The 25,323-nt window shown below is 68.4% G+C and carries 20 protein-coding genes and 1 tRNA gene; 13 read left to right on the forward strand and 8 right to left on the reverse strand.

Going from position 1 to position 25,323, the window contains the following annotated elements:
* Positions 1-7: 7 nt before the first annotated feature.
* The 5 genes from nuoL to ACYVAN_RS17415 all read left to right on the forward strand — a co-directional run bounded on the left by nuoL (position 8) and on the right by ACYVAN_RS17415 (position 7,919).
* A complete protein-coding gene (gene nuoL / locus ACYVAN_RS17395; protein WP_460960882.1) occupies positions 8-2,023 on the forward strand; it encodes an NADH-quinone oxidoreductase subunit L in 2,016 nt (671 codons plus the stop codon).
* Positions 2,024-2,105: 82 nt separating this feature from the next.
* Positions 2,106-3,683, forward strand: coding sequence for an NADH-quinone oxidoreductase subunit M (locus ACYVAN_RS17400; protein WP_460960884.1), 1,578 nt, complete (start codon positions 2,106-2,108; stop codon positions 3,681-3,683).
* An 11-nt stretch (positions 3,684-3,694) separates the two neighbouring features.
* A complete protein-coding gene (gene nuoN / locus ACYVAN_RS17405) occupies positions 3,695-5,245 on the forward strand; it encodes an NADH-quinone oxidoreductase subunit NuoN (RefSeq protein WP_460960886.1) in 1,551 nt (516 codons plus the stop codon).
* Positions 5,246-5,294: 49 nt separating this feature from the next.
* Positions 5,295-6,338: a polyprenyl synthetase family protein gene (locus ACYVAN_RS17410; protein ID WP_460960888.1), complete on the forward strand. Its 1,044-nt coding sequence runs from the start codon at positions 5,295-5,297 to the stop codon at positions 6,336-6,338.
* A 168-nt stretch (positions 6,339-6,506) separates the two neighbouring features.
* Positions 6,507-7,919 carry a sunset domain-containing protein gene (locus ACYVAN_RS17415; protein WP_460960890.1) on the forward strand — a complete coding sequence of 471 codons (1,413 nt, stop codon included), beginning with the start codon at positions 6,507-6,509 and terminating at the stop codon, positions 7,917-7,919.
* 51 nt (positions 7,920-7,970) lie between these two features.
* Here the strand turns inward: ACYVAN_RS17415 and ACYVAN_RS17420 are convergent, their stop codons facing one another.
* Positions 7,971-8,411: an Lrp/AsnC family transcriptional regulator gene (locus ACYVAN_RS17420; protein ID WP_460960892.1), complete on the reverse strand. Its 441-nt coding sequence runs from the start codon at positions 8,409-8,411 to the stop codon at positions 7,971-7,973.
* 74 nt (positions 8,412-8,485) lie between these two features.
* Between ACYVAN_RS17420 and ddaH the strand changes: the two genes are divergently transcribed.
* Positions 8,486-9,346 carry a dimethylargininase gene (gene ddaH, locus ACYVAN_RS17425; RefSeq protein ID WP_460960894.1) on the forward strand — a complete coding sequence of 287 codons (861 nt, stop codon included), beginning with the start codon at positions 8,486-8,488 and terminating at the stop codon, positions 9,344-9,346.
* Positions 9,347-9,406: 60 nt separating this feature from the next.
* Here the strand turns inward: ddaH and ACYVAN_RS17430 are convergent, their stop codons facing one another.
* A complete protein-coding gene (locus ACYVAN_RS17430) occupies positions 9,407-10,306 on the reverse strand; it encodes a YceI family protein (RefSeq protein ID WP_460960896.1) in 900 nt (299 codons plus the stop codon).
* A gap of 236 nt (positions 10,307-10,542) precedes the next feature.
* Between ACYVAN_RS17430 and htpX the strand changes: the two genes are divergently transcribed.
* A complete protein-coding gene (htpX, locus tag ACYVAN_RS17435) occupies positions 10,543-11,415 on the forward strand; it encodes a zinc metalloprotease HtpX (RefSeq protein WP_460960898.1) in 873 nt (290 codons plus the stop codon).
* A 62-nt stretch (positions 11,416-11,477) separates the two neighbouring features.
* Here the strand turns inward: htpX and rfbA are convergent, their stop codons facing one another.
* Entirely contained in the window at positions 11,478-12,359 is an 882-nt protein-coding gene (rfbA, locus tag ACYVAN_RS17440; protein ID WP_460960900.1) for a glucose-1-phosphate thymidylyltransferase RfbA, read from the reverse strand.
* A gap of 26 nt (positions 12,360-12,385) precedes the next feature.
* Positions 12,386-12,877, reverse strand: a complete 492-nt coding sequence (locus ACYVAN_RS17445; protein WP_460960902.1) for a YajQ family cyclic di-GMP-binding protein — start codon at positions 12,875-12,877, stop codon at positions 12,386-12,388.
* Between the two features lie 129 nt (positions 12,878-13,006).
* Between ACYVAN_RS17445 and ACYVAN_RS17450 the strand changes: the two genes are divergently transcribed.
* The 6 genes from ACYVAN_RS17450 (at position 13,007) to ACYVAN_RS17475 (ending at position 20,312) form a co-directional block, all read left to right on the forward strand.
* A tRNA-Tyr gene (locus tag ACYVAN_RS17450) sits at positions 13,007-13,088 on the forward strand.
* Between the two features lie 1,118 nt (positions 13,089-14,206).
* The gene (locus ACYVAN_RS17455; protein ID WP_460960904.1) at positions 14,207-14,470 is read left to right on the forward strand and encodes a four-helix bundle copper-binding protein; all 264 of its coding nucleotides are present in this window, start codon (positions 14,207-14,209) and stop codon (positions 14,468-14,470) included.
* Positions 14,471-14,674: 204 nt separating this feature from the next.
* Entirely contained in the window at positions 14,675-17,119 is a 2,445-nt protein-coding gene (locus tag ACYVAN_RS17460; protein WP_460960906.1) for a heavy metal translocating P-type ATPase, read from the forward strand.
* Between the two features lie 229 nt (positions 17,120-17,348).
* Positions 17,349-17,630, forward strand: a complete 282-nt coding sequence (locus ACYVAN_RS17465) for a metal-sensitive transcriptional regulator (protein WP_460960908.1) — start codon at positions 17,349-17,351, stop codon at positions 17,628-17,630.
* A gap of 52 nt (positions 17,631-17,682) precedes the next feature.
* Positions 17,683-17,892, forward strand: a complete 210-nt coding sequence (locus ACYVAN_RS17470; RefSeq protein WP_460960910.1) for a heavy-metal-associated domain-containing protein — start codon at positions 17,683-17,685, stop codon at positions 17,890-17,892.
* A gap of 104 nt (positions 17,893-17,996) precedes the next feature.
* Complete coding sequence (locus tag ACYVAN_RS17475; RefSeq protein ID WP_460960912.1) at positions 17,997-20,312, forward strand: heavy metal translocating P-type ATPase; 2,316 nt, start codon at positions 17,997-17,999, stop codon at positions 20,310-20,312.
* Between the two features lie 84 nt (positions 20,313-20,396).
* Here ACYVAN_RS17475 and ACYVAN_RS17480 read toward each other — a convergent pair whose 3' ends face one another.
* From ACYVAN_RS17480 to sbnA, 4 genes are all read right to left on the reverse strand, one after another.
* Positions 20,397-21,074: a DUF305 domain-containing protein gene (locus tag ACYVAN_RS17480; protein WP_460960914.1), complete on the reverse strand. Its 678-nt coding sequence runs from the start codon at positions 21,072-21,074 to the stop codon at positions 20,397-20,399.
* Positions 21,075-21,162: 88 nt separating this feature from the next.
* Positions 21,163-21,609 (reverse strand): hypothetical protein, encoded by a 447-nt coding sequence (locus ACYVAN_RS17485; RefSeq protein WP_460960915.1) that lies wholly within the window; start codon positions 21,607-21,609, stop codon positions 21,163-21,165.
* A gap of 103 nt (positions 21,610-21,712) precedes the next feature.
* Positions 21,713-24,232 (reverse strand): MFS transporter, encoded by a 2,520-nt coding sequence (locus ACYVAN_RS17490; RefSeq protein WP_460960917.1) that lies wholly within the window; start codon positions 24,230-24,232, stop codon positions 21,713-21,715.
* Positions 24,229-25,209, reverse strand: coding sequence for a 2,3-diaminopropionate biosynthesis protein SbnA (sbnA, locus tag ACYVAN_RS17495; protein WP_460960919.1), 981 nt, complete (start codon positions 25,207-25,209; stop codon positions 24,229-24,231). The genes ACYVAN_RS17490 and sbnA overlap by 4 nt, the downstream gene beginning before the upstream one ends.
* Between the last annotated feature and the right edge of the window lie 114 nt (positions 25,210-25,323).

Below are 25,323 nucleotides of genomic sequence, written 5' to 3' on the forward strand. Positions count from 1 at the left end.
GACGGCAATGATGTCTACCGGGGCTTTCCCCGGCGCGGTTCCGCCGGTCCTGGATCCGGTCGGGGCACAGGGATTCGTCCAGCAGAACGCGTGGCTGCTGCTGGCCATGCCCGCGTTCGGTGCGCTCGTTCTGCTCGTGGCAGGTCGGCGCGCGAACGGATGGGGGCACCTGCTCGGCTGTGCCACCGTCATCGCCTCCTTCCTGTACGGGCTGGCCCTGTTCTCCTCGATCGCCGGGTCCACCGGCGGGCAGATCCGCGAACTGCACATGTTCTCGTGGATCCCGGTCGAGGCGCTGCAGGTCGACTTCGGGTTGCGGCTGGACCCGCTGTCGATGGTCTTCGTGCTACTGATCACCGGGGTGGGATCACTGATCCACATCTACTCGGTGGGATACATGGCCCACGATCAGCAGGGCCGGGCCGGCGGGGACAACACCGAACGCCGCCGGTTCTTCGGATACCTGAACCTGTTCGTCGCCGCGATGCTGATCCTGGTCCTGGGCAACAGCTTCGTGACCCTCTACCTCGGCTGGGAGGGCGTCGGTCTCGCCTCCTACCTGCTGATCGGGTTCTGGCAGCAACGCCCCTCGGCGGCGGCCGCCGCGACGAAGGCGTTCGTGATGAACCGCGTCGGCGACATCGGCCTCGCACTGGCGATCTTCCTGCTGTTCGCGAACCTGGGCACCACGCAGTACACCGAGGTGTTCGCGCGAGCCGGTGAACTGCCGTCGGGCGTGTTGCTGGCGATCGCGCTGCTGTTGCTGCTCGGTGCTTGCGGTAAGTCCGGCCAGGTTCCGCTGCAGGCGTGGTTGCCGGACGCGATGGAAGGCCCCACCCCGGTTTCGGCGCTGATCCACGCGGCGACCATGGTCACCGCGGGTGTCTACCTGATCGCGCGGGCCAATCCGCTCTACACGCTCACGCCGGACGGTCGTCTGGTGGTCGCGCTCATCGGTGCGGTGACGTTGTTGGTCGGGTGCATCATCGGCTGCGCCTACGACGACATCAAGAAGGTGCTGGCGTACTCGACGGTCAGCCAGATCGGCTACATGATCCTCGCGGTCGGGCTCGGTCCGGCAGGCTACGCGCTGGGCATCATGCACCTGCTCACGCACGGCTTCTTCAAGGCGGGCCTGTTCCTCGGTGCCGGTTCGGTGATGCACGCGATGAACGACGAGGTCGACATGCGCAAGTTCGGTGGCTTGCGCAAGTACATGCCGATCACGTTCGTCACCTTCGGACTCGGCTACCTCGCGCTGATCGGGTTCCCGTTCCTGTCCGGCTTCTACTCCAAGGACGCGATCATCGAAGCCGCGTTCGGCCAGGAGGGCTGGCGCGGTTGGGTGTTCGGCGGGATCGCACTGCTGGGTGCCGGGCTCACGGCGTTCTACATGACCCGCCTGGTGCTGATGACGTTCTTCGGCGAGAAGCGCTGGGAGAACCTGACGTCCACCGATGCCTCCGGCGCCGAGAAGTCGTTCCACCCCCACGAGTCGCCGCTGGTGATGACCGCACCGATGATCGTGCTCGCGATCGGATCGGTGCTGGCGGGCGGATTCCTGGCTTCCGGGGATCGGCTGGCGGGTTTCCTCGCGCCATCGCTCGGGGGCCTGCAGGAGAGCGCGCACGGTGTGCTGCCGCACGCGATCATCCCGGTGCTGACGGTGGCGTTGTCGGCGCTCGGTGCGCTCGCCGCCTGGGTGTTCGTCGGACGCAAGTCGGTTCCGGTCGCACGGCCGCAGCGGGTGTCCCCGGTCGTCCGGGCGGCGCGCGCCGATCTCTACGGCAACGCGCTCAACCACGTCCTGGTCGTGCTGCCCACCCGGACGCTGACCCGGGTGCTGGTTTTCGTCGACCGCAAGGCGGTGGACGGCGCGGTCGACGGTTTCGCGGCCACCCTCGGCGGCAGCTCGCACTGGTTGCGTCGCTGGCAGACCGGGTTCGTGCGGTCCTACGCCCTGTCGATGTTCACCGGCGGCGTGCTCCTGATCGCCGCCCTGATGGCGGTGGGGATGCCATGACCACGTCACCTCGTGACCGTCAATTTCCCGAGAAATTGACCATCCGCACTCGGACGAGTGAGTTGTTGGAAGAGGAGATCCGATGACCCTGCTCCTCGCGCTGATTCTGCTGCCCCTCGCGGGTGCGGTGGCGGTGGCCCTGCTGCGCCGCAACGAGGCGGTCGCCAAGCTCACCGCGCTCGCGGTCTCGCTGGTGGAACTGGTGATCGCCGCGGCCGCGTGGCTGGCCTTCGACCCTGCCGGTCCGCGGTTGCAGCTGGCGAGTTCGGTCGAGTGGATCCCGCGGTTCGACATCCGGTTGTCGTTCGGCGTGGACGGCATCGCCCTGGTCATGATCGCGGTCATCGCGCTGCTGATGCCGCTGGTGCTCGGGTTCAGCTGGGGCGAGCGGTTGCCCGCCGGGCGGACGCACGGCGGCTTCTTCTCGCTGCTGCTGGTGGAGCAGGCGCTGACGGTGGCGGTGTTCGCCGCGACCGACGTGTTTCTGTTCTACGTGCTCTTCGAGATCATGCTGGTCCCGATGTACTTCCTCATCGGCGCCTACGGCGGTGAGCGCCGCACGTACGCTGCGGTGAAGTTCTTCCTGTACTCGTTCCTCGGCGGCTTGATCATGCTGGCCTCGGCGATCGGCGCGTACGTCTACGCTGCCGAGACGACCGGTCAGGGCACGTTCGACTGGGCGACGTTGACCACGGTGCTCGCCGGTGCGCCGACCAGCGTGCAGGTGTGGATCTTCCTCGGCTTCTTCACCGCATTCGCCATCAAGGCGCCGCTGATCCCGTTCCACACGTGGCTGCCGGACGCCGCGCAGCAGGCCCCGATCGGGGTGGCGGTGATCGTGGTCGGTGTCCTGGACAAGGTCGGCACGTTCGGTTTCCTGCGGTACAGCCTGCCGCTGACCCCGGACGCCTCGCAGCTGCTGGCGCCGCTGGTACTGGTGCTGGCCGTGCTCGGCATCATCTACGGCTCGTTGCAGGCCTTCGGGCAGAGCGACCTGAAGCGGTTCATCGCCTACGTCTCGATCGCGCACTTCGGGTTCATCGCGCTGGGAATCTTCGCGTTCACCACGCAGGCGCAGGTGGGGTCGGTTTCGTACATGCTCAACCACAGCATCGCGACCGGCATGCTGATCCTGGCCGTCGGCATGGTCATCGCGCGCGGTGGTTCCACCCGGATCGCCGACTACGGCGGCATGGCGAAGGTCACACCGCTGCTCGCGGGCATGCTGCTGATCGCCGGGTTGAGCACCCTGTCGCTGCCCGGCACGAACTCGTTCATCAGCGAGTTCCTGGTGTTGATCGGTTCGTTCCCGACCCGGCCGGTGTACACGGTGGTGGCCACGGTGGGCATGGTCCTCGCCGCCGTCTACGTGTTGCGGCTCTACCAGCGGGTCATGCAGGGGCCGGTCACGGGTGACGCACTGCTCGGCACCGCGGGCGGACCGGGGGCCGTGATCGATCCGAACAAGGCCGGTGCCCACCGTGCGCGGGTACCCGACCTCGGTCCGCGCGAGATCGCCGTGCTCACACCGCTGGTCGTGCTGGTGCTCGCGCTGGGTTTCTACCCGCAGCCGGTTCTCGACGTGATCACCCCGTCGGTGGAGGCAACCATGAGCGAGGTCGGCGTAGTCGATCCCGTGACCTCGCAGGGAGGTAACTGAGGATGGGTGTGGTGACGAGCGTGCAGGCTCAGCAGGTGGAGGTGCCCGCGATCGACTACGCGGCGATCGCACCGGTGCTGTTGATCCTCGGTGCGGCCTGTGTGGGCGTTCTCGTGGAGACGTTCCTGCCCCGCCGCCAACGGTGGTCGGTGCAGGTGACGGTGACCCTGCTCGCACTCGCGAGTGCGGGCGTCGCGCTGATCGACTACGCGCGAGCGGCCCAGCCGCACGGTTTGACCACGCTGTCCGACACGCTCGCGATCGACCCGCCCGCGCTGTTCCTGTGGGGAACGTTGCTTGCGATGGGGACGGCGGCGGTCCTGATGATCGCCGATCGCTCGGTGGAACCGGGCGGGGCGTTCGTCGCGGAGTCGGCAGGCGAGGCCGAGCAGGGTGAGCAGCGCCGGGCGGCCGCCGTGATGCGCACCGAGGTCTTCCCGCTGACGCTGTTCTCCCTCGGCGGCATGATGGTGTTCTGTGCGGCCAACGACCTGCTGACGATGTTCATCGCGCTGGAAGTGCTGAGCCTGCCGCTGTACGTGATGTGCGGGTTGGGAAGGCGCCGTCGGCTGCTCTCGCAGGAGGCCGCGGTGAAGTACTTCCTGCTGGGGGCGTTCGCGTCGGCGTTCTTCCTGTACGGCTTGGCGCTGCTGTACGGCTATGCGGGATCGGTGCGCTTGTCGGCGATCGCGGACGCCACGGCCGGCACCGACCGGTCCGACACGCTGCTGTTCGCCGGGCTTGGTCTGCTGGTGGTGGGCCTGCTGTTCAAGGCGTCGGTCGGTCCGTTCCACTCCTGGACGCCGGACGTCTACCAGGGTGCGCCGACGGCGGTGACCGGGTTCATGGCCGCGTGCACCAAGGTCGCGGCTTTCGGCGCGATCCTGCGGGTTCTGCAGGTCGCGTTCGAGGCGTCGAGCTGGGAATGGCGCGGTGTGCTCTGGGCGGTGGCGATCGTGTCGATGGTCATCGGCGTGGTGCTCGGCCTCACGCAGAGCGACATCAAGCGCATGATCGCTTACTCGTCGGTGGCCCACGCGGGTTTTCTGCTGATCGGGGCGATCTCGCTGACCGACCGGGGTCTCTCCGGCACCATGTTCTACCTGCTGGCCTACGGGTTCACCACGATCGCCGTCTTCGGTGTGATCAGTCTCGTGCGCACCTCCGATGGTGAGGCAACTCACCTCTCGGAGTGGGCGGGGCTGGCCAAGCGTTCACCGCTGATCGCGGGCGTGTTCACGTTTCTGTTGTTCGCGCTCGCGGGCATCCCGTTGACGAGCGGTTTCATCGGCAAGTTCGTGGTTTTCGAGGCCGCGCTGGCGGACGGGATGGCGCCGCTGGTGGTGGTGGCCCTGGTGGCCAGTGCGGTTGCGGCGTTCTTCTACCTTCGTGTCATCGTTCTGATGTACTTCAGCGAGCCCGCTGCCGACGGTCCGACCGTCAGCGTGCCGGGAGCGTTCACGACGGCGGCGATCACGCTCGGTGTGGTCGTGACGCTGTTGTTGGGCGTGCTGCCGACGTTGGCCTTGGACTGGGCGGGCGTGGGTGGTTTCGTGTCGTAGAGTGCCCGCCCGTAGGGGTGATCGATGGGGGAGCGAAGGCGACGGTGACGTGAGCGATTCAGCAGGGGGTACGACCCACGAGATCAGCGGAGGCCCGGAGGGCGGCGGCCCGCTGGGCGGTTTCGGCATCGCGGATCCTGCGCTGGCGGACTCGGTCAAGCGGAACATGGCTCGGGTGGAGGAGACGCTGCACGAGTCGGTGCGCAGCGAGTTCGACTTCGCCACCCGGACGTCGCGGCATCTGGTCGACGCCGGAGGCAAGCGGATCCGGCCGCTGTTCGTGCTGCTCGCCGCACATTTCGGCGATCCCGCTGCCGAGGATGTGATCAAGTCGGCGGCGGTCGTCGAGATGGTTCATCTCGCGACGCTGTATCACGACGACGTGATGGACGAGGCCACCATGCGGCGCGGCGCCACCAGCGCGAACGCCCGCTGGGACAACTCCGTGGCGATTCTCACCGGAGATTTCCTGTTCGCGCAGGCCTCGCAGCTGGTGGCCGACCTGGGGACCGGGGCGGTGCGCGAGATGGCCAGGACGTTCGAGGCCTTGGTCACCGGGCAGATGCGCGAAACCGTGGGCCCCGACGGTGGTGAGGACGCGGTCGAGCACTACCTCCAGGTGATCTACGAGAAGACCGGTTCGCTGATCGCCACGGCCGGGCAGTTCGGCGCCTGGTTCTCCGGGGCCACCGAAGCGCAGGTCCGCTCGTTGGAGCACGTGGGCAAGCTGGTCGGGATCGGTTTCCAGATCTCCGACGACATCATCGACATCGCCTCGCCCTCCACCGAGTCGGGAAAGACTCCGGGCACCGACCTGAGGGAGGGCGTGCGGACGCTGCCGATGCTGTACGCGCTGGCCGCTTCGGACACCGACGAGCGGCTGCGGGGCCTGCTGGGCCGGCCGCTCGAATCCGACGCCGAAGTGGACGAGGCGCTCGAGCTCCTGCGCCGTTCGAGCGGTCTGATGCGCACTCGCGAGAAGCTCGACGAGTACGCGAAGGAAGCGCGCGACGAACTGGCCGGGTTGCCGAGCTGTGCGGCGCGGGATGCGCTGGGAACGCTGGTGGACTACGTGGTGGCCCGCACCGGGTGAGTCCGGCGATTCGGCGAGGTGCGGGTCCGCTCGCGGCGGGTGAGTCCGCGTGGCGAGTCGTGTGGAGATTCGAGGTGGATTCGTGATCGGCGGGCGTGGCTGCTGGGGGCCGCCGTGGCGTAATCTTTCGCTGCTCGCGGTGGATGATCTCCAAGGAGGCTGTGGTCGGTGACGTGGCTTTTCACCCAGGTTTGGCTGTGGAGCCTTGCTGCTTTCGTGCTGGGGTCGCTGATCACCTGGCTGCTGTTCGTCCTGCCGATGCGACGCCGGTTGCGGGCACTGGCCGCTGACCACGCGAGCCTCGTCGGGGACGAGCCGGAGCGGTTCGACGAGTCGCACACCGACGAGTTGGCGTCGGATTCGGTGCTCGACCTGCTGCCCGCGGAAACCGACGACCGCCAGGAAGACGACCGCCGGGAAGACGACCGCCGGGAAGACGACCGCAAGGAACCGGCCCTCGGTCCCTGGGACCGGGGGCCTCGGCCGTGGGCACCGAAGATCTCCGGTTCGGACGACACCGATACGCGCAGGCTGGGGCCGGTCGCGGTCGGCGGCCCGGCCGCATCGGTGTCCGCGGACACCGGGGGAGGCGCCGAGCTCCCCGCGGTGGAACCGGAACCGGACACCGTCTCCGAGCTGGAGGCTGTGGGGCCGCCCCCGGTGGACGAAACCGAACTTCGGATGGAAGAGCAGCGGGCGGGGACCGCTCAGGGTTCGAAGTCGCGCGCCGAGCCGGTCGCGTCCGCACCGACCGCGCCCCCGGAACCGGGATTCACCCCTGTCGAACCCGAGCCGGTCCGGGAGCACGCGGAGCCGGAGTCCGAGAAGCAGAGCAGCTGGTTCCAGACGGGGAGCACGGTGGACCCGGAGGAACCTTTCGCCTGGGCAACGGCGTTCGACCCGCCGGATTCGGCCGAGCCGGAGCTGCGGCCCTCGCAAGGGGCGAAGCTGGATGCCGAGCAGACCGGGCAGTTGCGGTCGCTTTTCCAACCTCGGAGCACGCCCGCGAGCCAGTCGGCCGCCGCTGACGGTGCTCCCGTCGGTGGAGGAGCCGATACGGCAACCGGCTCGGCCGATGCGCCAGCCGGTGAAGCCGACACGGCGGAGGAAGGCATGCTGCCGCGCCGTCGACCGGGTGCGGGGCCGCGCCCGGGACGGCAGAACCTGAGCCGGTACCGGCGGGAAGCTGCTTCGGCGGAGGCGACCGCCGGTGATTCCGAGGCCGGTGACTCCGGTGCCGGTGACTCGGGTGGAACGGGCGCCAACGAGCCCCAACCGCCCGAGCAGCCCCGGCCAGGGTCGACGGAGGAGGCCCGGCCGGAGCCGACCGAGCAGGCCGAGTCGTCTCAGCAGGCCGAGTCGTCTCAGCAGGCCGGTCCCGTCGTCCAGCAAGCCGTCGAGCCGGCGCCGCAGGCAAACAGCGAGGGCCAAGTGGTCAAGGGGCACTTCGCGTCGCGGCAGTACCACACCCCGGACTCCCCGCAGTACGACCGCGTGGTCGCCGAGGTGTGGTTCCGCAGCGCGGCCGACGCGGAGCAGGCGGGTTTCGAGCCCTGGTACGGAAACCAGTCGCTGAACTGAACCGCTCCGGCCGGGCTGGACGAGCGTGTTGGCTGGACGGGCGCGGTCGGATCAGGCCTGCGGGGGGCGTTCGAGCAGCCGGGAGAGCACCACGGTCGAGACCGTGCGGCTGATGAACTCCACCGCCCGCATGCGTTCCAGGGCGGATTCCAAGTGGTGGATGTCGGCGGCCCGCAGGTGCACGATCGCGTCCGCTGCCCCCGAGACCGTGTATATCGCCACGACCTCGGGCAGCGGCTCCAGTCCGCTCCGGATCCGTTGCGTGGGTACGTTGCCGTGGCAGTGCACTTCCACGAAGGCCTCCGTGCCCCAGCCCAGCGCCTCCGGATCGACGACCGCGGTGAAGCCCTGCAGGATGCCCTGGTCGAGCAGCCGGTCCACGCGCCGCTTGACCGCCGGTGCGGACAGCCCGACCTCGGTGCCGATCTCGGCATAGCTCTGCCGCGCATCCGACACCAGCTGCGAAACGATTCGCTGATCCAACGAGTCCATACGCAACATTCTGTCTCATGTTCTGCAACGCGGAGACATTGAATGCTCATTCGGCGCCGATTAGATTTCGAATCATGACGGTATCCTCTGCTGTCCTCGACTCTCGTTCGGCTCCCGAACCCCGGACGCCGACTCGTCGCCGCTACCTGATGTGCCCTCCGAAGTACTTCGCGGTGGAGTACGCGATCAATCCGTGGATGGACCCGGACGTCCCCGTGGACGTCGAGCGGGCCGGGGAGCAGTGGGAACAGCTCCGCGCGACCTACGAGCGCCTGGGGCACGACGTGGCGCTCATCGAGCCGCAGCCGGGCTTGCCGGACATGGTGTTCGCGGCGAACTCGGGTGTGGTCATCGACGGCACCGTGCTGGGCGCGTGCTTCCGCGATCGTGAACGGGCGCCGGAAGCCGAGCACTACCGCCGCTGGTTCACCACGCGCGGTTACCGGGATCTGACGATGCCGTCGTGGACGAACGAGGGCGAGGGCGATCTGGTCTGGACGGGTTCCCTGCTGCTGGCGGGAACGGGGTTCCGCACCGATCCGAGGGCGCACGCCGAGGCGCAGGAGGCGCTCGGTGTGCCGGTGGTGTCCCTGGCGCTGACCGACCCGCGGTTCTACCACCTGGACACGGCCCTGTTCGTGCTCGAACGCGGTGACCGCCCGCAGATCGCCTACTACCCGGAAGCCTTCTCGCCGGGGTCGCGGCGGGTGCTGCGGCGACTGTTCCCGGACGCGGTCGTCGCGAGCTCGGCCGACGCGGAGTGCCTCGGGCTCAACGGGGTGTCGGACGGCCGGAACGTGGTGCTGCCGTCCGAAGCGACCGATCTTGCCGGGCAGTTGGAGGCCCTGGGGTACGCGCCGGTGCTGGTGGACACCTCGGAGCTGCGGAAGTCCGGTGGTGGCCCGAAGTGCTGCACCATGGAGTTGCACACCTGAGGCCGGCGGTCCCCGAGACCGCCGGCACGCCCGGATTCCGGACCCTCAGATGCACTGGCTTCACTGGCGGATCGCCTGCACGCCCAGTTCGATGTCGATGGTGGGGCCGACGACGGCGATGCCTTTGGCGAGGGTGGCGTGCCAGTTGACGGCGTAGTCCTCTCGGCGCAGCGTGGCGCTGGCCCGGCACGCGGCGCGGGTGTCGCTTTCGAAGCCGGGACCCTGCCACTGGCGCTGCCCGAGGTAGGTGGTGTCGAGCTTCACCGCGCTCGTCGTTCCGCGAAGGGTGAGGGAACCGTCGACCTGCCAGCGGTCACCGCGAACCTGGGTGAACCGGTTGCTGACGAAGTACAGCCGCGGGTAGTTCTCCACGTCGAGGAAGTCCGCCGACCGCAGGTGATCGTCCCGCTGCTGCACACCGGTGTCGATGCTGGACGCATCGATGACGATCTCGATCTCGGAGTTCTCGAACGGGTCGGCGACCTTGATGTGACCCTTGAAGTTGTTGAACCGCCCGCGAATCTTCGAGACGCCGATGTGCTGGGCGACGAAGTGGACTTCGGTGTGGTAGTGGTCGAAAACCCAGGTTCCGGGTTGCGGCAGGCTCAAGGAGGAGTCGGGCTCCAGCTCGACGCGGCCGACCATGACGTGCTGGTTGACGCCGACCTCGACGGGGGTGCTGGCCCGCTTGTAACCGCCCGCGTTGATCGAGAGCTTGTGGCGTCCTGGTGAGACGGCGGCGAGGAACGAACCGTACGCGTCGGTCGGGCCGCCCGCGACTTCCCGGTTGAATCGGTCGACGACCGTGACTTCGGCCTGGGGGAGGAGTCGACCTTGCTCGTCGTGCACCTGGCAGCTGATCACACCACCGTCGAGGGGCGTCGGGGGCAGGTAGCTGCCGCCACTGCTCGAGCCCGACCGTCTACCACCGGAACGGCCGAGCAGCTTGGAGAAGATCATCTTTGTCCTTTCCGCTTGCCCGGGGGAGCGCGGGCAAGGTTTGCCACGGCAAGTGCTGCCTCGATCATGCTAAGTGCCAACTTGCGGGGAATTGGATCTGCCTGGGACTAGCGGAACGCGCGAGTGTCCTTCGGCACGCCCGACTGGCGGAACTTCGGGCGGCGGTGCAGCGTTTACCGGGTGCCCTTCGGCTTCGACAGCACCACCGATTCGTTCAAGGGCGGAGGCACGAGCACGTGAAGACTCATCTCAACGGGTTGAAGACCGCCCTGCTCCTGGGCGGTATGAGTGCGCTCGTTCTGCTCATCGGCTCACTTTTCGGGCGGGGCGGTCTGCTCATCGCCTTCGTCGTGGCGCTGGGCATGAACGGGTACGCCTACTTCAATTCGGCCAAGCTCGCGTTGCGGGCGATGCGCGCCCAGCCGGTTTCCCAGGCCGAGCAGCCCGCGATGTATCGAATCGTTCGAGAATTGGCGACCTCGGCGAGACAGCCGATGCCCTCCCTCTACATCAGTCCCACGCGCGCACCCAATGCCTTCGCGACGGGCCGCAACCCGCGCAACGCGGCGGTCTGCTGCACCACGGGCATCCTCGAACTGCTCGACGAGCGGGAGCTGCGGGCGGTACTCGGCCACGAGCTGTCCCATGTGTACAACCGGGACATCCTGATTTCCAGTGTGGCCGGAGCGCTGGCCAGCGTGGTCACGTTCCTGGCGAACTTCGGCCTGCTCTTCGGCATGTTCGGCGGTGGCGGCGAGGACCGCCCCAACCCGTTCGCGATGCTGCTGGTCGCACTGCTCGGGCCGATCGCGGCGGGCGTGGTGCAGATGGCGGTCAGCAGGTCACGCGAGTACCAGGCCGATTCGTCCGGGGCGGAACTCACCGGTGATCCGCTGGCGCTGGCCTCGGCGCTGCGCAAGTTGGAGAGCGGCACCCGGCGGGCGCCGCTCGCGCCGGAACCGAAACTCGTTTCGCAGGCGCACCTGATGATCGCCAACCCGTTCAGACCGGGCGAGCGGATGACCCGCTTGTTCTCCACCCATCCCCCGATCAGCGACCGCGTGCGCCGGTTGGAGGGGATGGCCGGCCGGGAGTTGCCGCCCGCCTGAGCAGGGCGAGGGCAGGCGGCCCGGCGTCCCCGGTTTCGGGGCCGGCTCCCGGACGCTCGGTGTCAGCCCTCGGCTCCCGCCGAGGCGGCGACCTCCATCACGTACTCGCCGTAAGTCGATTTGGCGAGCTTCGCCCCGAGCGCGTAGCACTCGTCCGCGGAGATGAATCCGCACCGCAGGGCGATCTCCTCCAGGCAGGCGATGCGCACGCCCTGCCGGTGCTCGAGGATCTGCACGAACTGCGAGGCCTCGAGCAGCGAGTCGTGCGTTCCGGTGTCCAGCCAGGCGAACCCGCGGCCGAGTTCGGTCAGCCGGGCCTTCCCGCGCTCGAGGTAGGCCATGTTGACGTCGGTGATCTCCAGTTCGCCCCGGTGGGACGGTGCCAGCCCTTTGGCGATGTCCACGACTTCGTTGTCGTAGAAGTACAACCCGGTGATGGCCTTGTCGGACCGGGGTTGCTCCGGCTTCTCCACGATCGAGACCAAGCGGCCGTCGCCATTGGTCTCCCCGACGCCGTAGCGCTGCGGATCGCGCACCGAGTATCCGAACAGGACGCAACCGTCGAGGTCGGCCCTGCTCTGCTGGAGGATCCGGGAGAAGCCCTGGCCGTAGAAGATGTTGTCGCCGAGGACCAGGGCCACGGGGTCGTCGCCGATGAAATCCGCGCCGATCACGAATGCTTCGGCCAACCCGTTGGGTTCCGGCTGTTCGGCGTACTCGATGCGGAGGCCGAACTGTGCGCCGTCGCCGAGTAGCCGGCGGAAGAACGGCAGGTCGGCGGGCGTGGAGATGAGCAGGATGTCCCGGATACCGGCCAGCATCAAAACCGACAGCGGGTAGTAGACCATCGGCTTGTCGTACACCGGTAACAGCTGTTTGGACACGACCTGGGTCAGCGGATGCAGCCTGGTGCCGCTACCGCCCGCCAGCACGATCCCTTTCAACCCGGATTCCTTTCCAGCGGGGTTGCTCAGCGGAAGTTCTCGAACTGCAGAGCAACGTCGAAGTCGGAGGACTTCAACAACTGGATGATCGACTGCAGATCATCCTTCTTCTTGCCCGACACGCGCAGCTGGTCGCCCTGAATCTGGGCCTGGACTCCCTTGGGGCCTTCGTCCCGGATCTTCTTGGAGATCTTCTTTGCGACGTCCTGCTCGATGCCCTGAACCAGCTTGCCGGTCACCCGGTGGACCTGGCCGGAGGCGGCCGGTTCGCCCACGTCGAAAGCCTTCAGCGAGATTCCCCGCTTGATCAGCTTTTCTTTGAAGACGTCGATGGCCGCCTTGCAGCGCTCTTCGGTCTCCGATTCCAGGGTGATGGCTTCGTCGCCGGCCCACTGGATCTTCGTGCCGGTACCGCGGAAGTCGAACCTGTTCGCCAACTCCTTGGCAGCCTGGTTCAGCGCGTTGTCGACTTCCTGGCGGTCGATCTTGCTCACCACGTCGAAGGACGGGTCTGCCACCGGTCGCACCTCCTGTTTCGCTGTGGAACCATCGTCGGAGCACACGCTACCGGCACACCCCCCTTCGGATCCGGTGGACGCCGCTATGTAAGCTTTATCGTGCAGGACGCACGGAGCTGGTCCTGACAAGCCAGGTTGCCCGAGCGGCCAAAGGGAGCTGACTGTAAATCAGCCGGCACTGCCTTCAGAGGTTCGAATCCTCTACCTGGCACACCAGCAGAACGGCCCGATGACCAGCGAGAGCGGTCACCGGGCCGTTCTCGTGGGGTCTGCGGTTGTACCCGACAGTTACGGTTCGCTGCGGCTGTCTCCCGGACAATGCGCGAGGTGCAGCAGGGCGCCCAGGTCTCCGATGCGCGAGTACGGGGCCGGTTCGCCGGGGATGTAGTGCCAGAACGTGACGGGATGCCCGTCGATGGCAAGCGGGTTGCTCCAGCTTATCGACCACCTGCGCCGCAGGGAGGCCCGCCTCGTGCAGCCACTTCGACACGGCGACTTCGCGCTGGACATCGTCCCAGTAGTCCATCGTGCGCGCGATACGCACCACCACGCCATGCGCCGGCAGAAGGTAAAGCGCGTTCTCGCCCAGACGCATCAGCTCGGCGCTGTCGGTGGGTAACTCGACTTCATTGCACGCGGTATCCAGGACCTTCTGTGTTATCGCGGAGCTGAACGGAGCGTTCGTCGTCAATGCCTCTCGAGGGAGTCCCACTCAGGTTACGAGACGTCGTGGCACCGTCAGACGCCCAATCGGACCCTCAGGCGTGCTCTAACAGGTTGAAACGGAGTTCCCTTCCAAGGAAGGGAGGGGCGGCGCAGTGTGGCGACACAGCCTCTCTCAGGACGGATTTGATCTTTCGGGTAATACCCGCGTGGAGACACCGTGGCAGACCGAACGCGCTCATGCTCCGAGCCGCTTCACCGGCGCTTGTGAAGCTCGCCTCGCGCTTGGCCGGAAAGGTTTGCCACCACTCGACTATCGGCTAACCAGGCGCTCAGCTGGAAGGGGACTTCGGAGCTGATGGTTGTTCAGTGGCCCAAGACCAGCGACGTGCCACTCGTCTCTCGGCCACAGTAGCTGCCGTGCATCGCGCAGTGCGGAGTGCAAAGTACGGGGCGTGTGGGAAACGTCCTGAGTAGCAGGAGCGCCACCGGGGTAGACGGGAGGCGACCGCAGAGGCCGGCGTCCCGACGAGGGAGGACTCATGCCAGCTCAGGAAATGATCGACACCTACCCGGCCGAGATCAACCTGGATCGGGGGCGCTCGCCGCCGCGGTGCAGGCCGCGATCAAGTGCGCGCAGTCGGCACCGCCTGCGCCGATGCCTGCTTGAGCGAACAGCGGGTCGACGAGCTGCGCAAGTGCATTCGCAGCGACCTCGACTGCGCGGACATCTGCGAGGTCACCGCCCGCGTCCTGTCCCGGCACACCAACATCACCCGCGCCCAGCTGCAGGCGTGCATCCAAGCGTGCGAGAGCTGCGGTGACGAATGTGCACGGCACGCGGCCATGCACGCGCACTGCCGGATCTGCGCCGAGGAATGCCGACGCCGCGCTGAAACCTGCCGCTCGCTGCTCGCCAAGATCAGCTGACCGGAGCTGGACCAGCCAGTCCAGCTATCGAGCACTCGCGGCCCGCACCAGAACACCCAGTTCCTCGTCACCACGGTGGTGCTGGCATCGCTGGTGGTCTCCTCCGGCCGGATGAGCGGACGCACGACCCGCCGGCAAGACAAGCGCCCGCTCAGATGGACAGGCCGGATGAGCTGGCCCGACACTGGTTCAAGGGGGATCGCGGTGAACAATGCGCACGCCCATTCGGATCAGTCCAAGGAGTCCCGCACCGCCGTGCTCGATGTGCGTGGGTTGCTGTGGGCCTCGGAACAGAACGTCGTCGCGGCACGGCTGGGTCGCCGGCCCGGCGTCCAGGCTGTGGAGGTCAACCCGGTCGCCCAGACCGCGACAGCGGTCTTCAATCCGAACCGCACCACGCTGGCCGAGCTCCGCCGGTGGGTTCAGGAGTGCGGTTACCACTGCGCCGGGCAGTCCGTGCCGTCCCACATCTGTGATCCGATGCAGGAGCCGGACCCGGCCGAGTCCGACGATGCCAACCACGAGGTGCGCGCGGGGACGGCTGTGCTGCCTGAACGCGAGGAGCACGCCGAAGTGGAAGAGGGGCGTTCCCCGCACGAGGCGATGGGGCATGGGGGTCATGCCGCCATGTCGATGGCGGACATGGTCGCCGACATGCGCAACCGGTTCCTGGTGGCGTTGCTGTTCTCGATCCCGATCGTGGTCTGGTCCCCGATCGGCTCGGAGGTCCTCGGCCTGGACGTGCCAACTCCGTTCGGGCTGCGGCAGGACGTGTGGGCGTTGCTGCTGAGCCTGCCGGTGATCTTCTACTCCTGCTGGATCTTCTTCGACGGTGCCGTCCGGGCCCTGCGGGTACGCACGCTGGACATGATGGTGCTCGTCGCGGTGGCGGTCGGTTCCGGATGGCTGTATTCGCTGGTGATCACCCTGACCGGCGGCGGCGAGGTGTTCTACGAGGCAGCCACCGTGCTCGCCGCTTTCGTGCTGCTCGGCCACTGGTTCGAGATGCGTGCTCGCGGCGGCGCCAACGATGCGATCCGCACTCTGCTCGACCTCGCCCCGCCCAAAGCCGTCGTCCTCCGCAGCGAAGAGCCGGTCGAGATTCCGACCGCCGAGGTCGAAGTGGGTGATCTGCTGCTAGTCCGCCCCGGCGCCAAGATCGCCGTCGACGGCGTTGTCGAGGACGGTGACAGCGAGGTCGACGAGTCCATGGTCACCGGGGAAAGCCTCCCGGTGCACAAAGGGGCTGGCTCCGAGGTCGTCGGGGCCACCATCAACACCAACGGCACTTTGCGCATCCGCGCCACCAAGGTCGGCTCCGACACCGCCCTGGCCCAGATCGTGAAACTGGTCCAGGAAGCCCAGAACTCCAAAGCCCCGGGGCAAAAACTCGCCGACCGCGCCGCATTCTGGCTGGTCTTCGTCGCCCTGCTCGGCGGTGGCGCCACGCTGGCCGTCTGGCTGCTGACGGGGAGCCCCTTCAGCGTCGCGATCCTGTTCGCCATCACCGTAGTGGTCATCACCTGCCCCGATGCGCTCGGCCTGGCCACGCCCACGGCGATCATGGTCGGCACCGGGCTGGGCGCCCAACGCGGGGTGCTGTTCAAGAACGCCCTCGCCCTGGAGACCTCCGCGCGAATCCAGGTCGTCGTGATGGACAAGACCGGCACGCTGACCAAGGGCGAGCCCGAAGTGACCGATGTGGTCACCAACGGTGTCGATCAGCACGAGGTGCTGCGCCTCGTCTCGGCCGTGGAGAGGCAGTCCGAACACCCGCTGGCCGAGGCCATCGTGCGCCACGCGGAAGAACGGAGCGTGGACTCGGTCCGCGCCGAACGGTTCGAGAACGTGCCAGGTCACGGCGCCATCGCCCAGGTCGCGGGCCAGCGCGTCGTGGTCGGCAACCGGCGATTGATGGAGCGCGAAGGCATCGTTGTGGGATCGATCGCGGCACACCGTGACGAACTGGCCGGCAACGGGCGAACCGCCGTTCTCGTCGCTGTCGACGGGTGGGCGGCGGCGGTGATCGGCATCGCTGACGCGCCGCGCGAGACCTCGGCTGCCACCGTGTCGGCACTCCACGAGCTCGGTGTCGAAGTCGTCATGCTCACCGGCGACAACCAGGCCACCGCCCAGCGCATCGCCCAGCGTCTGGGCATCGACACCGTCCTCGCCGACGTGCTGCCCGGCGACAAGGCAGCCGAGATCGCCGAACTGCAACGCACCGGCCGGAAGGTCGCCATGGTCGGTGACGGCGTCAACGACGCTCCCGCGCTCGCCCAAGCCGACCTCGGCATCGCCATCGGCGCCGGGACCGATGTCGCCATCGAAACCGCCGATGTGGTGCTGATGCGCTCCGACCCCCTGGACGTTCCCACCTCACTGCGCATCGGTCGAGGCACCTTGCGCAAGATGCAGCAGAACCTCGGCTGGGCCATCGGCTACAACGCCCTCGCCTTGCCCATCGCCGCCGGAGTCTTCGAACCGGCGTTCGGCCTCATGCTGCGTCCCGAGGTCGCCGCCCTGACCATGTCCGGCTCCAGTGTGATCGTCGCCGTCAACGCCCTCGCGCTCAAAGGACTACGCCTGCCGGCCGCAGCGCAAGCGCAGGCCACTGCAACCGCTTCCGCTGATCACCCTGTGGCCTGAGCAGCAGCACCGTCACCACGAACTGCGGTGAGCCTCAGACCGAAGGACTTTTCTGCGCGACGCCGCCCCGCACGAGCAGAACAGCACCGGGGCGTGCGTCCCCGCGTCACCGCCCGCCGCTGCTCCCTAGCAGCCCAACCTGTGGGGCATGAACAGAACACCCCCATGACCAGCTATTTTTATTGACACCCCTACCCCCTAGGGGTATCAATGAAGCGAGGAGGACACGATGCACGGATACACCCAGGACAAGGACACCTACGCCAAGCGGCTGCGCCGCATCGAGGGCCAGGTCCGAGGCTTGGCCAAGATGATCGAGGGCGATCAGTACTGCATCGACGTGCTCACCCAGATCAGTGCGACCACCAAGGCGCTGCAGTCGGTCGCGCTGGGCTTGATGGACGAGCACCTCAAGCACTGCGTCGCCGAAGTGCTCGCCGAGGGCGGCGAAGCCGCCGAGGAGAAGGTGCGCGAGGCCAGCGACGCGGTCGCGCGCCTGGTGCGCTCCTGAGCCCCCATCAAATCGAAGACCGCACGACGACGCACGAGGAAAGGGCATTGCCATGGCCGAGATGACCTACACCGTGACCGGGATGACCTGCGAGCACTGCGTCCGGTCGGTGACCGAGGAGATCAGCGAGATCGAAAGCGTTTCCGACGTGGCAGTGGAGCTGGCCACCGGCGCGGTGACGGTGACCAGCTCCGAGCCGGTGCCGGAGGCCGACGTGCGTGCCGCAGTCGAAGAAGCCGGTTACGAACTGGCACCTCGCTAGGGCTTCACCAGCTCGCTCCCGCGGTGGGGCACCGGCTCTTCCTCGGTGTCGCCCGCGGCCGCGAAACCGCCCACCGGGCATCATAGGCGCGCAGGAGGAATTCGATGAGCACCACCACCGATCGCTCAGCACCAGCCGGGCAGCAGATCGAACTGGCCATCAGTGGCATGACGTGCGCCTCGTGCGCGGCCCGCATCGAACGGAAGCTGGGCAAGCTCGACGGGGTGACCGCCACGGTCAACTACGCCACTGAAAAAGCCCAGGTCACCTACCCCGAAGGCCTGGACCCGCAACAGCTCGTCGACCAGGTCGAGGCCGCCGGCTACACCACCGCGCTCCCGCCCGCACAGGGGGATACCTCCTCCGCGAGCGAACCCGAGGATCCGACGAGGTCGCTGCGGGACCGGCTCATCATCTCCGCGGTGCTGTCCGTTCCGGTCATCGTCCTGGCGATGGCGCCGGTCCTGCAGTTCACCCACTGGCAGTGGATCTCGCTGGCGCTGGCCGCGCCCGTGGTCGTGTGGGGAGCGTGGCCGTTCCACCGGGCCGCGTGGACGAACCTGCGCCACGGCGCGGTCACGATGGACACCCTGATCTCGATGGGCACCCTGGCGGCCTTCGCCTGGTCGCTGTACGCCCTGCTTTTCGGCACCGCCGGCATGCCCGGCATGACGCATCCGTTCGAGCTGACCGGCCAGCCGGGAAGCGGTGCCGGGAACATCTACCTCGAAGTGGCCGCCGGGGTGACCACGTTCATCCTGGCCGGCCGCTACTTCGAGGCCCGCTCCAAGCGCCGCGCCGGCGCGGCGCTGCGCGCGCTGCTCGAACTCGGCGCCAAAGAAGTGACGGTCCTGCGGGACGACCGCGAGGTGCGCCTCCCCAGCGACCGGCTCACCGTCGGGGACCGCTTCGTCGTCCGCCCCGGCGAGAAGATCGCCACCGACGGGGTCGTCGAGGACGGCAGCTCCGCCGTGGACGTCAGCATGCTCACCGGCGAATCCGTTCCGGTCGAGGTGGCCGAGGGCGATTCCGTGGTGGGCGCCACCATCAACGCGGCAGGGCGGCTGGTCGTGCGGGCCACCCGAGTCGGCTCGGAGACCCAGCTCGCCCAGATGGCCAAGCTCGTGGAAGATGCCCAGGCCGGCAAGGCCGCCGTGCAGCGGCTCGCCGACCGCATCTCCGCGGTCTTCGTGCCGACCGTGATCGCGCTGGCCCTCACAACTTTGGCCTTCTGGCTGTTCACCGGGGCCGGTGCGACGGTCGCGTTCACCGCCGCGGTCGCGGTGCTGATCATCGCCTGCCCCTGCGCACTCGGCCTGGCCACCCCGACCGCGCTGCTGGTCGGCACCGGCCGAGGCGCCCAGATGGGAGTGTTGATCAAGGGCCCTGAGGTGCTCGAGTCCACCCGGCGCATCGATACCGTGGTGCTCGACAAGACCGGCACCGTCACCACCGGGCAGATGTCCCTGGTCGCGGTGCACGCGGCCACCGGCGAGGACGAAGACGTGGCGTTGCGGCTGGCCGGAGCCGCCGAAGACGCCTCCGAGCACCCGCTGGCGCAAGCGATCGCACGCGGTGCGGCCGAGCGGATCGGTGCCCTCCCCACCGTGGAGGAGTTCACCAACATCGAGGGTCTCGGCGTGCAGGCAGTCGTCGACGGGCACGCCGTGCTCGTCGGGCGGCCCGCGCTGCTGGAGCAGTGGAGCCAGCCACTCCCCGAGGAGCTTCTTGCCGCGCAATCCACAGCCGAGAGGCAGGGCCGCACCGCGGTCGCGGTGGCCTGGGACGGTGCGGCGCGGGCGGTTCTCGAAGTCGCCGACACGATCAAGCCCACCTCCACCGAAGCCGTTGCGCAGCTGCGCGCACTCGGCCTGACGCCGGTGCTGCTCACCGGCGACAACGAGCGGGTGGCCCGCACCGTGGCCGCCGAGGTCGGCATCGACGAGGTCATCGCCGAAGTGCTCCCGCAAGACAAGGTGGACGTCGTCACGCGGCTGCAGCAGCAGGGCCGCGTGGTGGCGATGGTTGGTGACGGCATCAACGACGCCGCCGCGCTCGCTCAGGCCGACCTCGGTCTGGCCATGGGCACCGGCACCGACGTCGCCATCGAGGCCTCCGACCTGACCCTGGTCCGCGGCGACCTGCGCGCGGCCGTCGACGCGATCAGGCTCTCCCGCCGCACCCTGGGCACGATCAAGGGCAATCTGTTCTGGGCCTTCGCCTACAACGTCGCCGCCCTGCCGCTGGCCGCAGCCGGCCTGCTCAATCCCATGATCGCCGGTGCGGCGATGGGCTTCTCCAGCGTCTTCGTCGTGGCCAACAGCCTGCGCCTGCGCCGCTTCCGCAGCACCCTCGCGGACGCTCCCGGGCCGGAAAGCCAGCCGCGCCAGCCCGCTCTCACCGCTGCCGCGCCTCGCTAGGGGCGCAACCGAGGTGGCCCGGGCGCGAACACGCGCCGGGGCCACCTCCGTATCAGCGGAAAACCGCTGCGAGCCGCCTGTCGGTCAGCTCTGCTGCAACAGGCCCCGCATGGTGTCGATCTCGGCTTGCTGGGTGTCGATGATCTGCTGGGCCATCTTCTTGGCCTCCGGGAACTGCCCCTGCTCCAGCTCGGTGCGGGCCATGTCCACCGCGCCCTCGTGGTGGGCGATCATCATCGTCAGGAACGCGCGGTCGAAGTCGGCGCCCCTGGCCTGTGAGAGCCGCTGCATGTCCTCCGGCGTCATCATGCCCTGCATGCCGCCGTGCCCCGCGCCGGGCATGTCCTGGTCAGGCATGCTGCCGTGATCCATGCCGTGCATACCCTCGTGCCCCATGCCGGGCATGTCACCGTGCGGGGCTTCGACGCCCCAGCTGCGCAACCATCCGGTCAGCATCTCGATCTCGGGTCCCTGGGCAGCTTCGATCTGGCGGGCGAGGTCTTTGACCTGCGGGGAGCGCGCCCGTTCCGGGGCGAGCCGGGACATCTCCACCGCCTGGGCGTGGTGCGGGATCATGCCCTGGGCGAAGACCACGTCGGCATCGTTGTGCTGCCCCGCCTTGGCCGGGGGCTGCGAGGCGCTCGGCGGGGTGCCGTGGTGCATGCCCGACATGCCCTCCTGCTCGGCTCCTCCGCAACCGGCCACGAGGACAGCCGCGGCCACCGCGACGATCGAAGCGCCCACTGCGCGATTGGTGTTCATCCTGGAATCCTCTTCGTCTGCGCGTACGTATTTGGTCGACCGAGTCCGCTTGCGCAGCGGTTCGCAGACCGCTGCGGTGCAGCGGTGATCACAGTCGAAGCACGCACAACACGGCGAGTCTTCGCAGCACGGGCGGAGGCGGCCGAATCCGCGGGAGGACCTGATTCCCACTTGATCGGGCCGAGCTCGAAGGAGGTGGAATCGTCGCCAGCAGCACGAGTGAGACGAGGAAAACCGCTGCTCCCGCAAGAATCGCGAGACACAGGTGCAGCAGCTCCCCGTGGCCCGTTCTCGACTTCGTCTCTGCGGCTGTTAATGGCGCGGAGAACACCGCCTCGAAGCCCTCCGCGACAGCGAGGGATCGAGCCGCGTCGTCGAAGGCGAGGTGGTGCGAGGAGTCGACAGCCGGGGGCACCACGGGCTGTGCGGCACCGGCGGAAGACCCGTGGCTGAACGGCGCGTGGTGCATCGCCACCACCCCGAGGGCGAGCAGCACCAGCAGGCACCACCGTCCGAGGGCCGACCTCCGCGGCACACCCCTGCGCCTCGGAGGCGCGACCGGGTCGAGCTGCGACGACCAGTGTCGAGCAGCACCGGCGCACACCTGAGCGGGAGGCACGCGTCTCACAACTTCCACCTCAGCCCATTCTGGTCTCAAGCGTACGCAGCACGAGGTACGGGTGGGGCGTCGGACCGAAAGACGTCGTCTTGGACGGAAATCGGACTCCTGCTTCCGCAGCGGTCCGCAGGTCCCGCTGCGATGGGGCCGTGAGCAGGACCGCGATGCCGCCGCGGCGTCGCACTGAGTGCACCGCGTTGGTCGCGCTGGCTTCGTAGCCGAGGTGCGAGTCCGGTACTCCCCACGTGGTGAGCAGTTCCTGCAGCGCAGCGAAGTGGGTGTTGCGGAGGGGTTCTGGTGACCGGCGTGACGCGCCGCTGAGGAAACCCGGGTGCGGGTCGGTGAGCAGGAAGCCCTTGTTCGGTGCGGTGACGACGAAGGCCGGACTGCGGGAGGCATGGACCCGCAGCACGTCCAGCCATTCCTCCAGCGGACCGCGCAGGGGGACGATCCGGAACCACCTCCCGGCTGTCGCGAGAGCCTGCCGGAGGTCGGTGTGCGGCAGCACCCGGTGGACGGGGCCGAGTTCGAGAGGATTCCGCCGAGTGTCGACGAGGACACCCGGCGCGTAGTCCCAGGGGCCGGGGCCGTGCCCGGCGGTGTGGAGCTGCCGCCGGAATTGGCGCGCGGCCACGTAGCGGTGGTGGCCATCGGCGATGAACGCGGCCCGCGCGCGGAGCTCATCAGCGATCTTGGCCCGCGCCCCGCCGGCGTCGAAGCGCCAGACCCGGTGCGCCTGGCCATCGGGGGTGGACAGCTCTGCGAGCGGTGCGTGCCGAGTGGTCTGTTCGAGGTGAGCGTGGGTGCGCCCATCACCGGAGTAGCCCAGCAGCAGCGGGGGGAGGTTCGCTGCACCGAGGCGCATGAACTCGGCCATGCTCTCTGCCCGAGCTGGAATCACCTCCTCATGCGGGAGCAGGCGGCTGTCGAGGTGTACGTCGGCGAGCAGGCCGAGTTGCGATCCGCGCGGTCCTCGCTGCTCGTAGGCGTACAGGGATGGCCCCGGCTCGGGGACGAGGAGTCCCCGGCGTTTCCACTCCTCCAGCACGTGCGCGGTCCTCCCGGCCTCCGCTCCGGTGCCGTCGTCGTGGTTCCACGGCGTGGCATGCCGACCGGTGGAGTGGCGCAGGCGCTCGGGTGCGAGCACCCAGGCGCAGAAAGGACGCACCTCAACGCCGGTGCGGACCGGCGCGGTCGATTCCGCTGCGTCGACCACGTCGTGGCTCCTTGCGGGGCCGCCGGCGGGAAGCGGTGCGGTCTCTTCCGCAGCTGTGCCGTCTTCACCGTCTCCGCCGAAGTGGGCGTGTTTCTCCCCTCGGGCCGGCCCGAGGGCCAGCAGGCAGGCCAGGCCAGTGGTTGCGGCCATCACGAGAACGGCACCGCTGACGGGCATCGCCAGTACCAGCGGCCCGGCTAGCAGGGGACCCGCTGACTGCCCGACCAGCAGGAAGCTGTTGGCCATCCCGACGAACGAGCTCTTGCGCTCCTCCGGGGCGTGGTGGCTGAAGTGCAGGAACAGCGACTGGGCCAGTGCGGCGAAGCAGAATCCCTGCACGAGCCGCAGCGGGATCAGGGCAGCAGGGCCCAGCGGCAGCACGACCGCGGCGATGCTGACGGCGCAGCCGCCCGCAGCCCAGGCGAAGGTGCGGATCGGTCGGCCGGTGGCGTCGTTGCGCTTGCCCCACCAGAACGATCCGAACAAGGTGGCCCCCCACATCACCGAGTGCAGCACGCCCACCCACACGCTCGCCGAACTCGGTGCCGTGCCGATGCCGCTGACGTGCTCGGCGAAGACGGGGATCAGGCCGTAGACGCCGAAGTAGGCACCGACGGCGGCCAGGGCCAGCGGCACCGCACCGGGCACCTGCATCACCCCGTGCCGCTCGCGCCGGGGCTGCTGCCCCCCGGTGGATCGCCCCCCTTCCGGCTCCTGCAGACCGGCAGCGCATCCCACCGCGAGCACCACCGCCGCGGCGGCGATGACGAGCATGAGCGGGCGCAAACCGCCGGCCCCGACGAACAGGCCACCGGCGATCGGGCCGATCAGCGCCCCGGCAGCGGTGGCGCTGAAGGACTTGCCCAGCGACGAGCCGCGCCTCTTGTCCGAACCGGCCGATCCGGCGAACGCCGCGGCGGCCTCGACGACCCCACCGAGGGCGCCCTGCAGCAGGCGCCCGACAACCAGCACCAGCGGAGCCGTCGCGACGGCCATTACCGCCATCGCCAACGCCAGCCCCACCAGGGCTCGGACGACCATCCACTTGCGGCCGATCCGGTCACCGAGTCGGCCCCACATCGGCGTGGCCACCGTCAGGGCCAGGGCCGGGGCGGCGATGGCCACCCCGGCCCAGGTCTGGATCTCCGCAACGCCCTGGAGGCCCATGCCCTGCAGGTAGAAGGGCATGATCGGCACCAGCATCATCAGCCCGGCGGTGTTGACGAACTGCCCTGCCCACAGCAGGGCCAGGTTCCTGCTGTGGGAGTTCGACGTCCGCCCTCGAACCGCACCGAGCTCTCGAGTCCGAAGCGTGCTGGTCACGGGCTGACCGCCGGTTCCGGCTCCTGCCACGGGTCCCTCAGCTCGGCGGCCCAGGCGTCGTCGTAGACGAGGTCGAGGTAGCGCTCCCCCCGATCGGGCAGCAGGGTGACCACTCGCGCTGAACGGTCCAACCGCGACGTCAAGTGCTCGACTCCGGCCACCACCGCCCCCGAGGAGCCGCCCGCGAAGATCTTCTCGGTCGCCAGCAACTGGCGGCACCCGGCGACCGACTCCGCGTCCGAGACGTGCAGCACCTCATCGATCTCGTCGGCGTTGAGGATTTCCGGGACGCGGCTGGCGCCGAAGCCGGGGAGCTGTCGCGGTGCGGGTGGCGCACCGAAGATGACCGAGCCGACGGCGTCGACCGCCACCACCTTCAGATCCGGGTGTTCCTGTCGCAAGCGACGCGCGATGCCTTGGATCGACCCGGTGGTGGAGACCGCTGCGACGAGGTAGTCGATCGGCCCCTCGACCGCATCGAGGATTTCCTGACCGGCGGTTTCGTAGTACGCGCGCCAGTTCAGCTCGTTGGCGTATTGGTTCACCAGCACCGCGTCCGACCAGGAGGCCACCAGCTCGTGGGCACGGCGAACCCGGGTGTGCAGGTAGCCGCCCGTGCCGTCGGGCTCGGTGACCATCTCCACCTCGGCTCCGAAGAGCTCCAGCAGGCGCAGGTTCGTCGACGAGGTCTTCGGGTCCACCACGGCGGTGAATGACAGCCCGTGCAGACCCGCCGCCATGGCCAGCGCGATGCCGAGGTTGCCGGACGTGCTCTCCACCAGGCGCATGCCCGGGCGCAGGGTGCCCTCGCGCAGCCCCTGCTCGACGATGAACCGGGCCGGCCGGTCCTTCATGCTGCCGCCCGGGTTGAGCATCTCCAGCTTGGCGATCACTTCCACTTCGGGGTCGGGAAAATAGCGTTGCAGACGGACCATCGGGGTCGATCCGACACAGTCGATCACCGAATCGTGAATCATTGCGAAAAACCTCCTGGCGCGGCGCGTTCCTCGCGCCGTGCTCGCTGAGAAGACGAGTTGTCGGGGAATGCGAGCGAGCAGCGCCAGGCGTGGAAGATGCGATTCCGAAGCTTC

The sequence above is a fragment of the Parasphingorhabdus pacifica genome (assembly GCF_054779195.1).

Coding starts and splice junctions, on each gene's coding strand:
- nuoL (WP_460960882.1), top strand. CDS start 8: ATGATGTCTACCGGGGCTTTCCCCGGCGCGGTTCCGCCGGTCCTGGAT.
- ACYVAN_RS17400 (WP_460960884.1), top strand. CDS start 2,106: ATGACCCTGCTCCTCGCGCTGATTCTGCTGCCCCTCGCGGGTGCGGTG.
- ACYVAN_RS17420 (WP_460960892.1), bottom strand. CDS start 8,411: ATGGACTCGTTGGATCAGCGAATCGTTTCGCAGCTGGTGTCGGATGCG.
- ddaH (WP_460960894.1), top strand. CDS start 8,486: ATGACGGTATCCTCTGCTGTCCTCGACTCTCGTTCGGCTCCCGAACCC.
- ACYVAN_RS17430 (WP_460960896.1), bottom strand. CDS start 10,306: ATGATCTTCTCCAAGCTGCTCGGCCGTTCCGGTGGTAGACGGTCGGGC.
- ACYVAN_RS17465 (WP_460960908.1), top strand. CDS start 17,349: ATGCACGGATACACCCAGGACAAGGACACCTACGCCAAGCGGCTGCGC.
- ACYVAN_RS17470 (WP_460960910.1), top strand. CDS start 17,683: ATGGCCGAGATGACCTACACCGTGACCGGGATGACCTGCGAGCACTGC.
- ACYVAN_RS17475 (WP_460960912.1), top strand. CDS start 17,997: ATGAGCACCACCACCGATCGCTCAGCACCAGCCGGGCAGCAGATCGAA.
- ACYVAN_RS17480 (WP_460960914.1), bottom strand. CDS start 21,074: ATGAACACCAATCGCGCAGTGGGCGCTTCGATCGTCGCGGTGGCCGCG.
- sbnA (WP_460960919.1), bottom strand. CDS start 25,209: ATGATTCACGATTCGGTGATCGACTGTGTCGGATCGACCCCGATGGTC.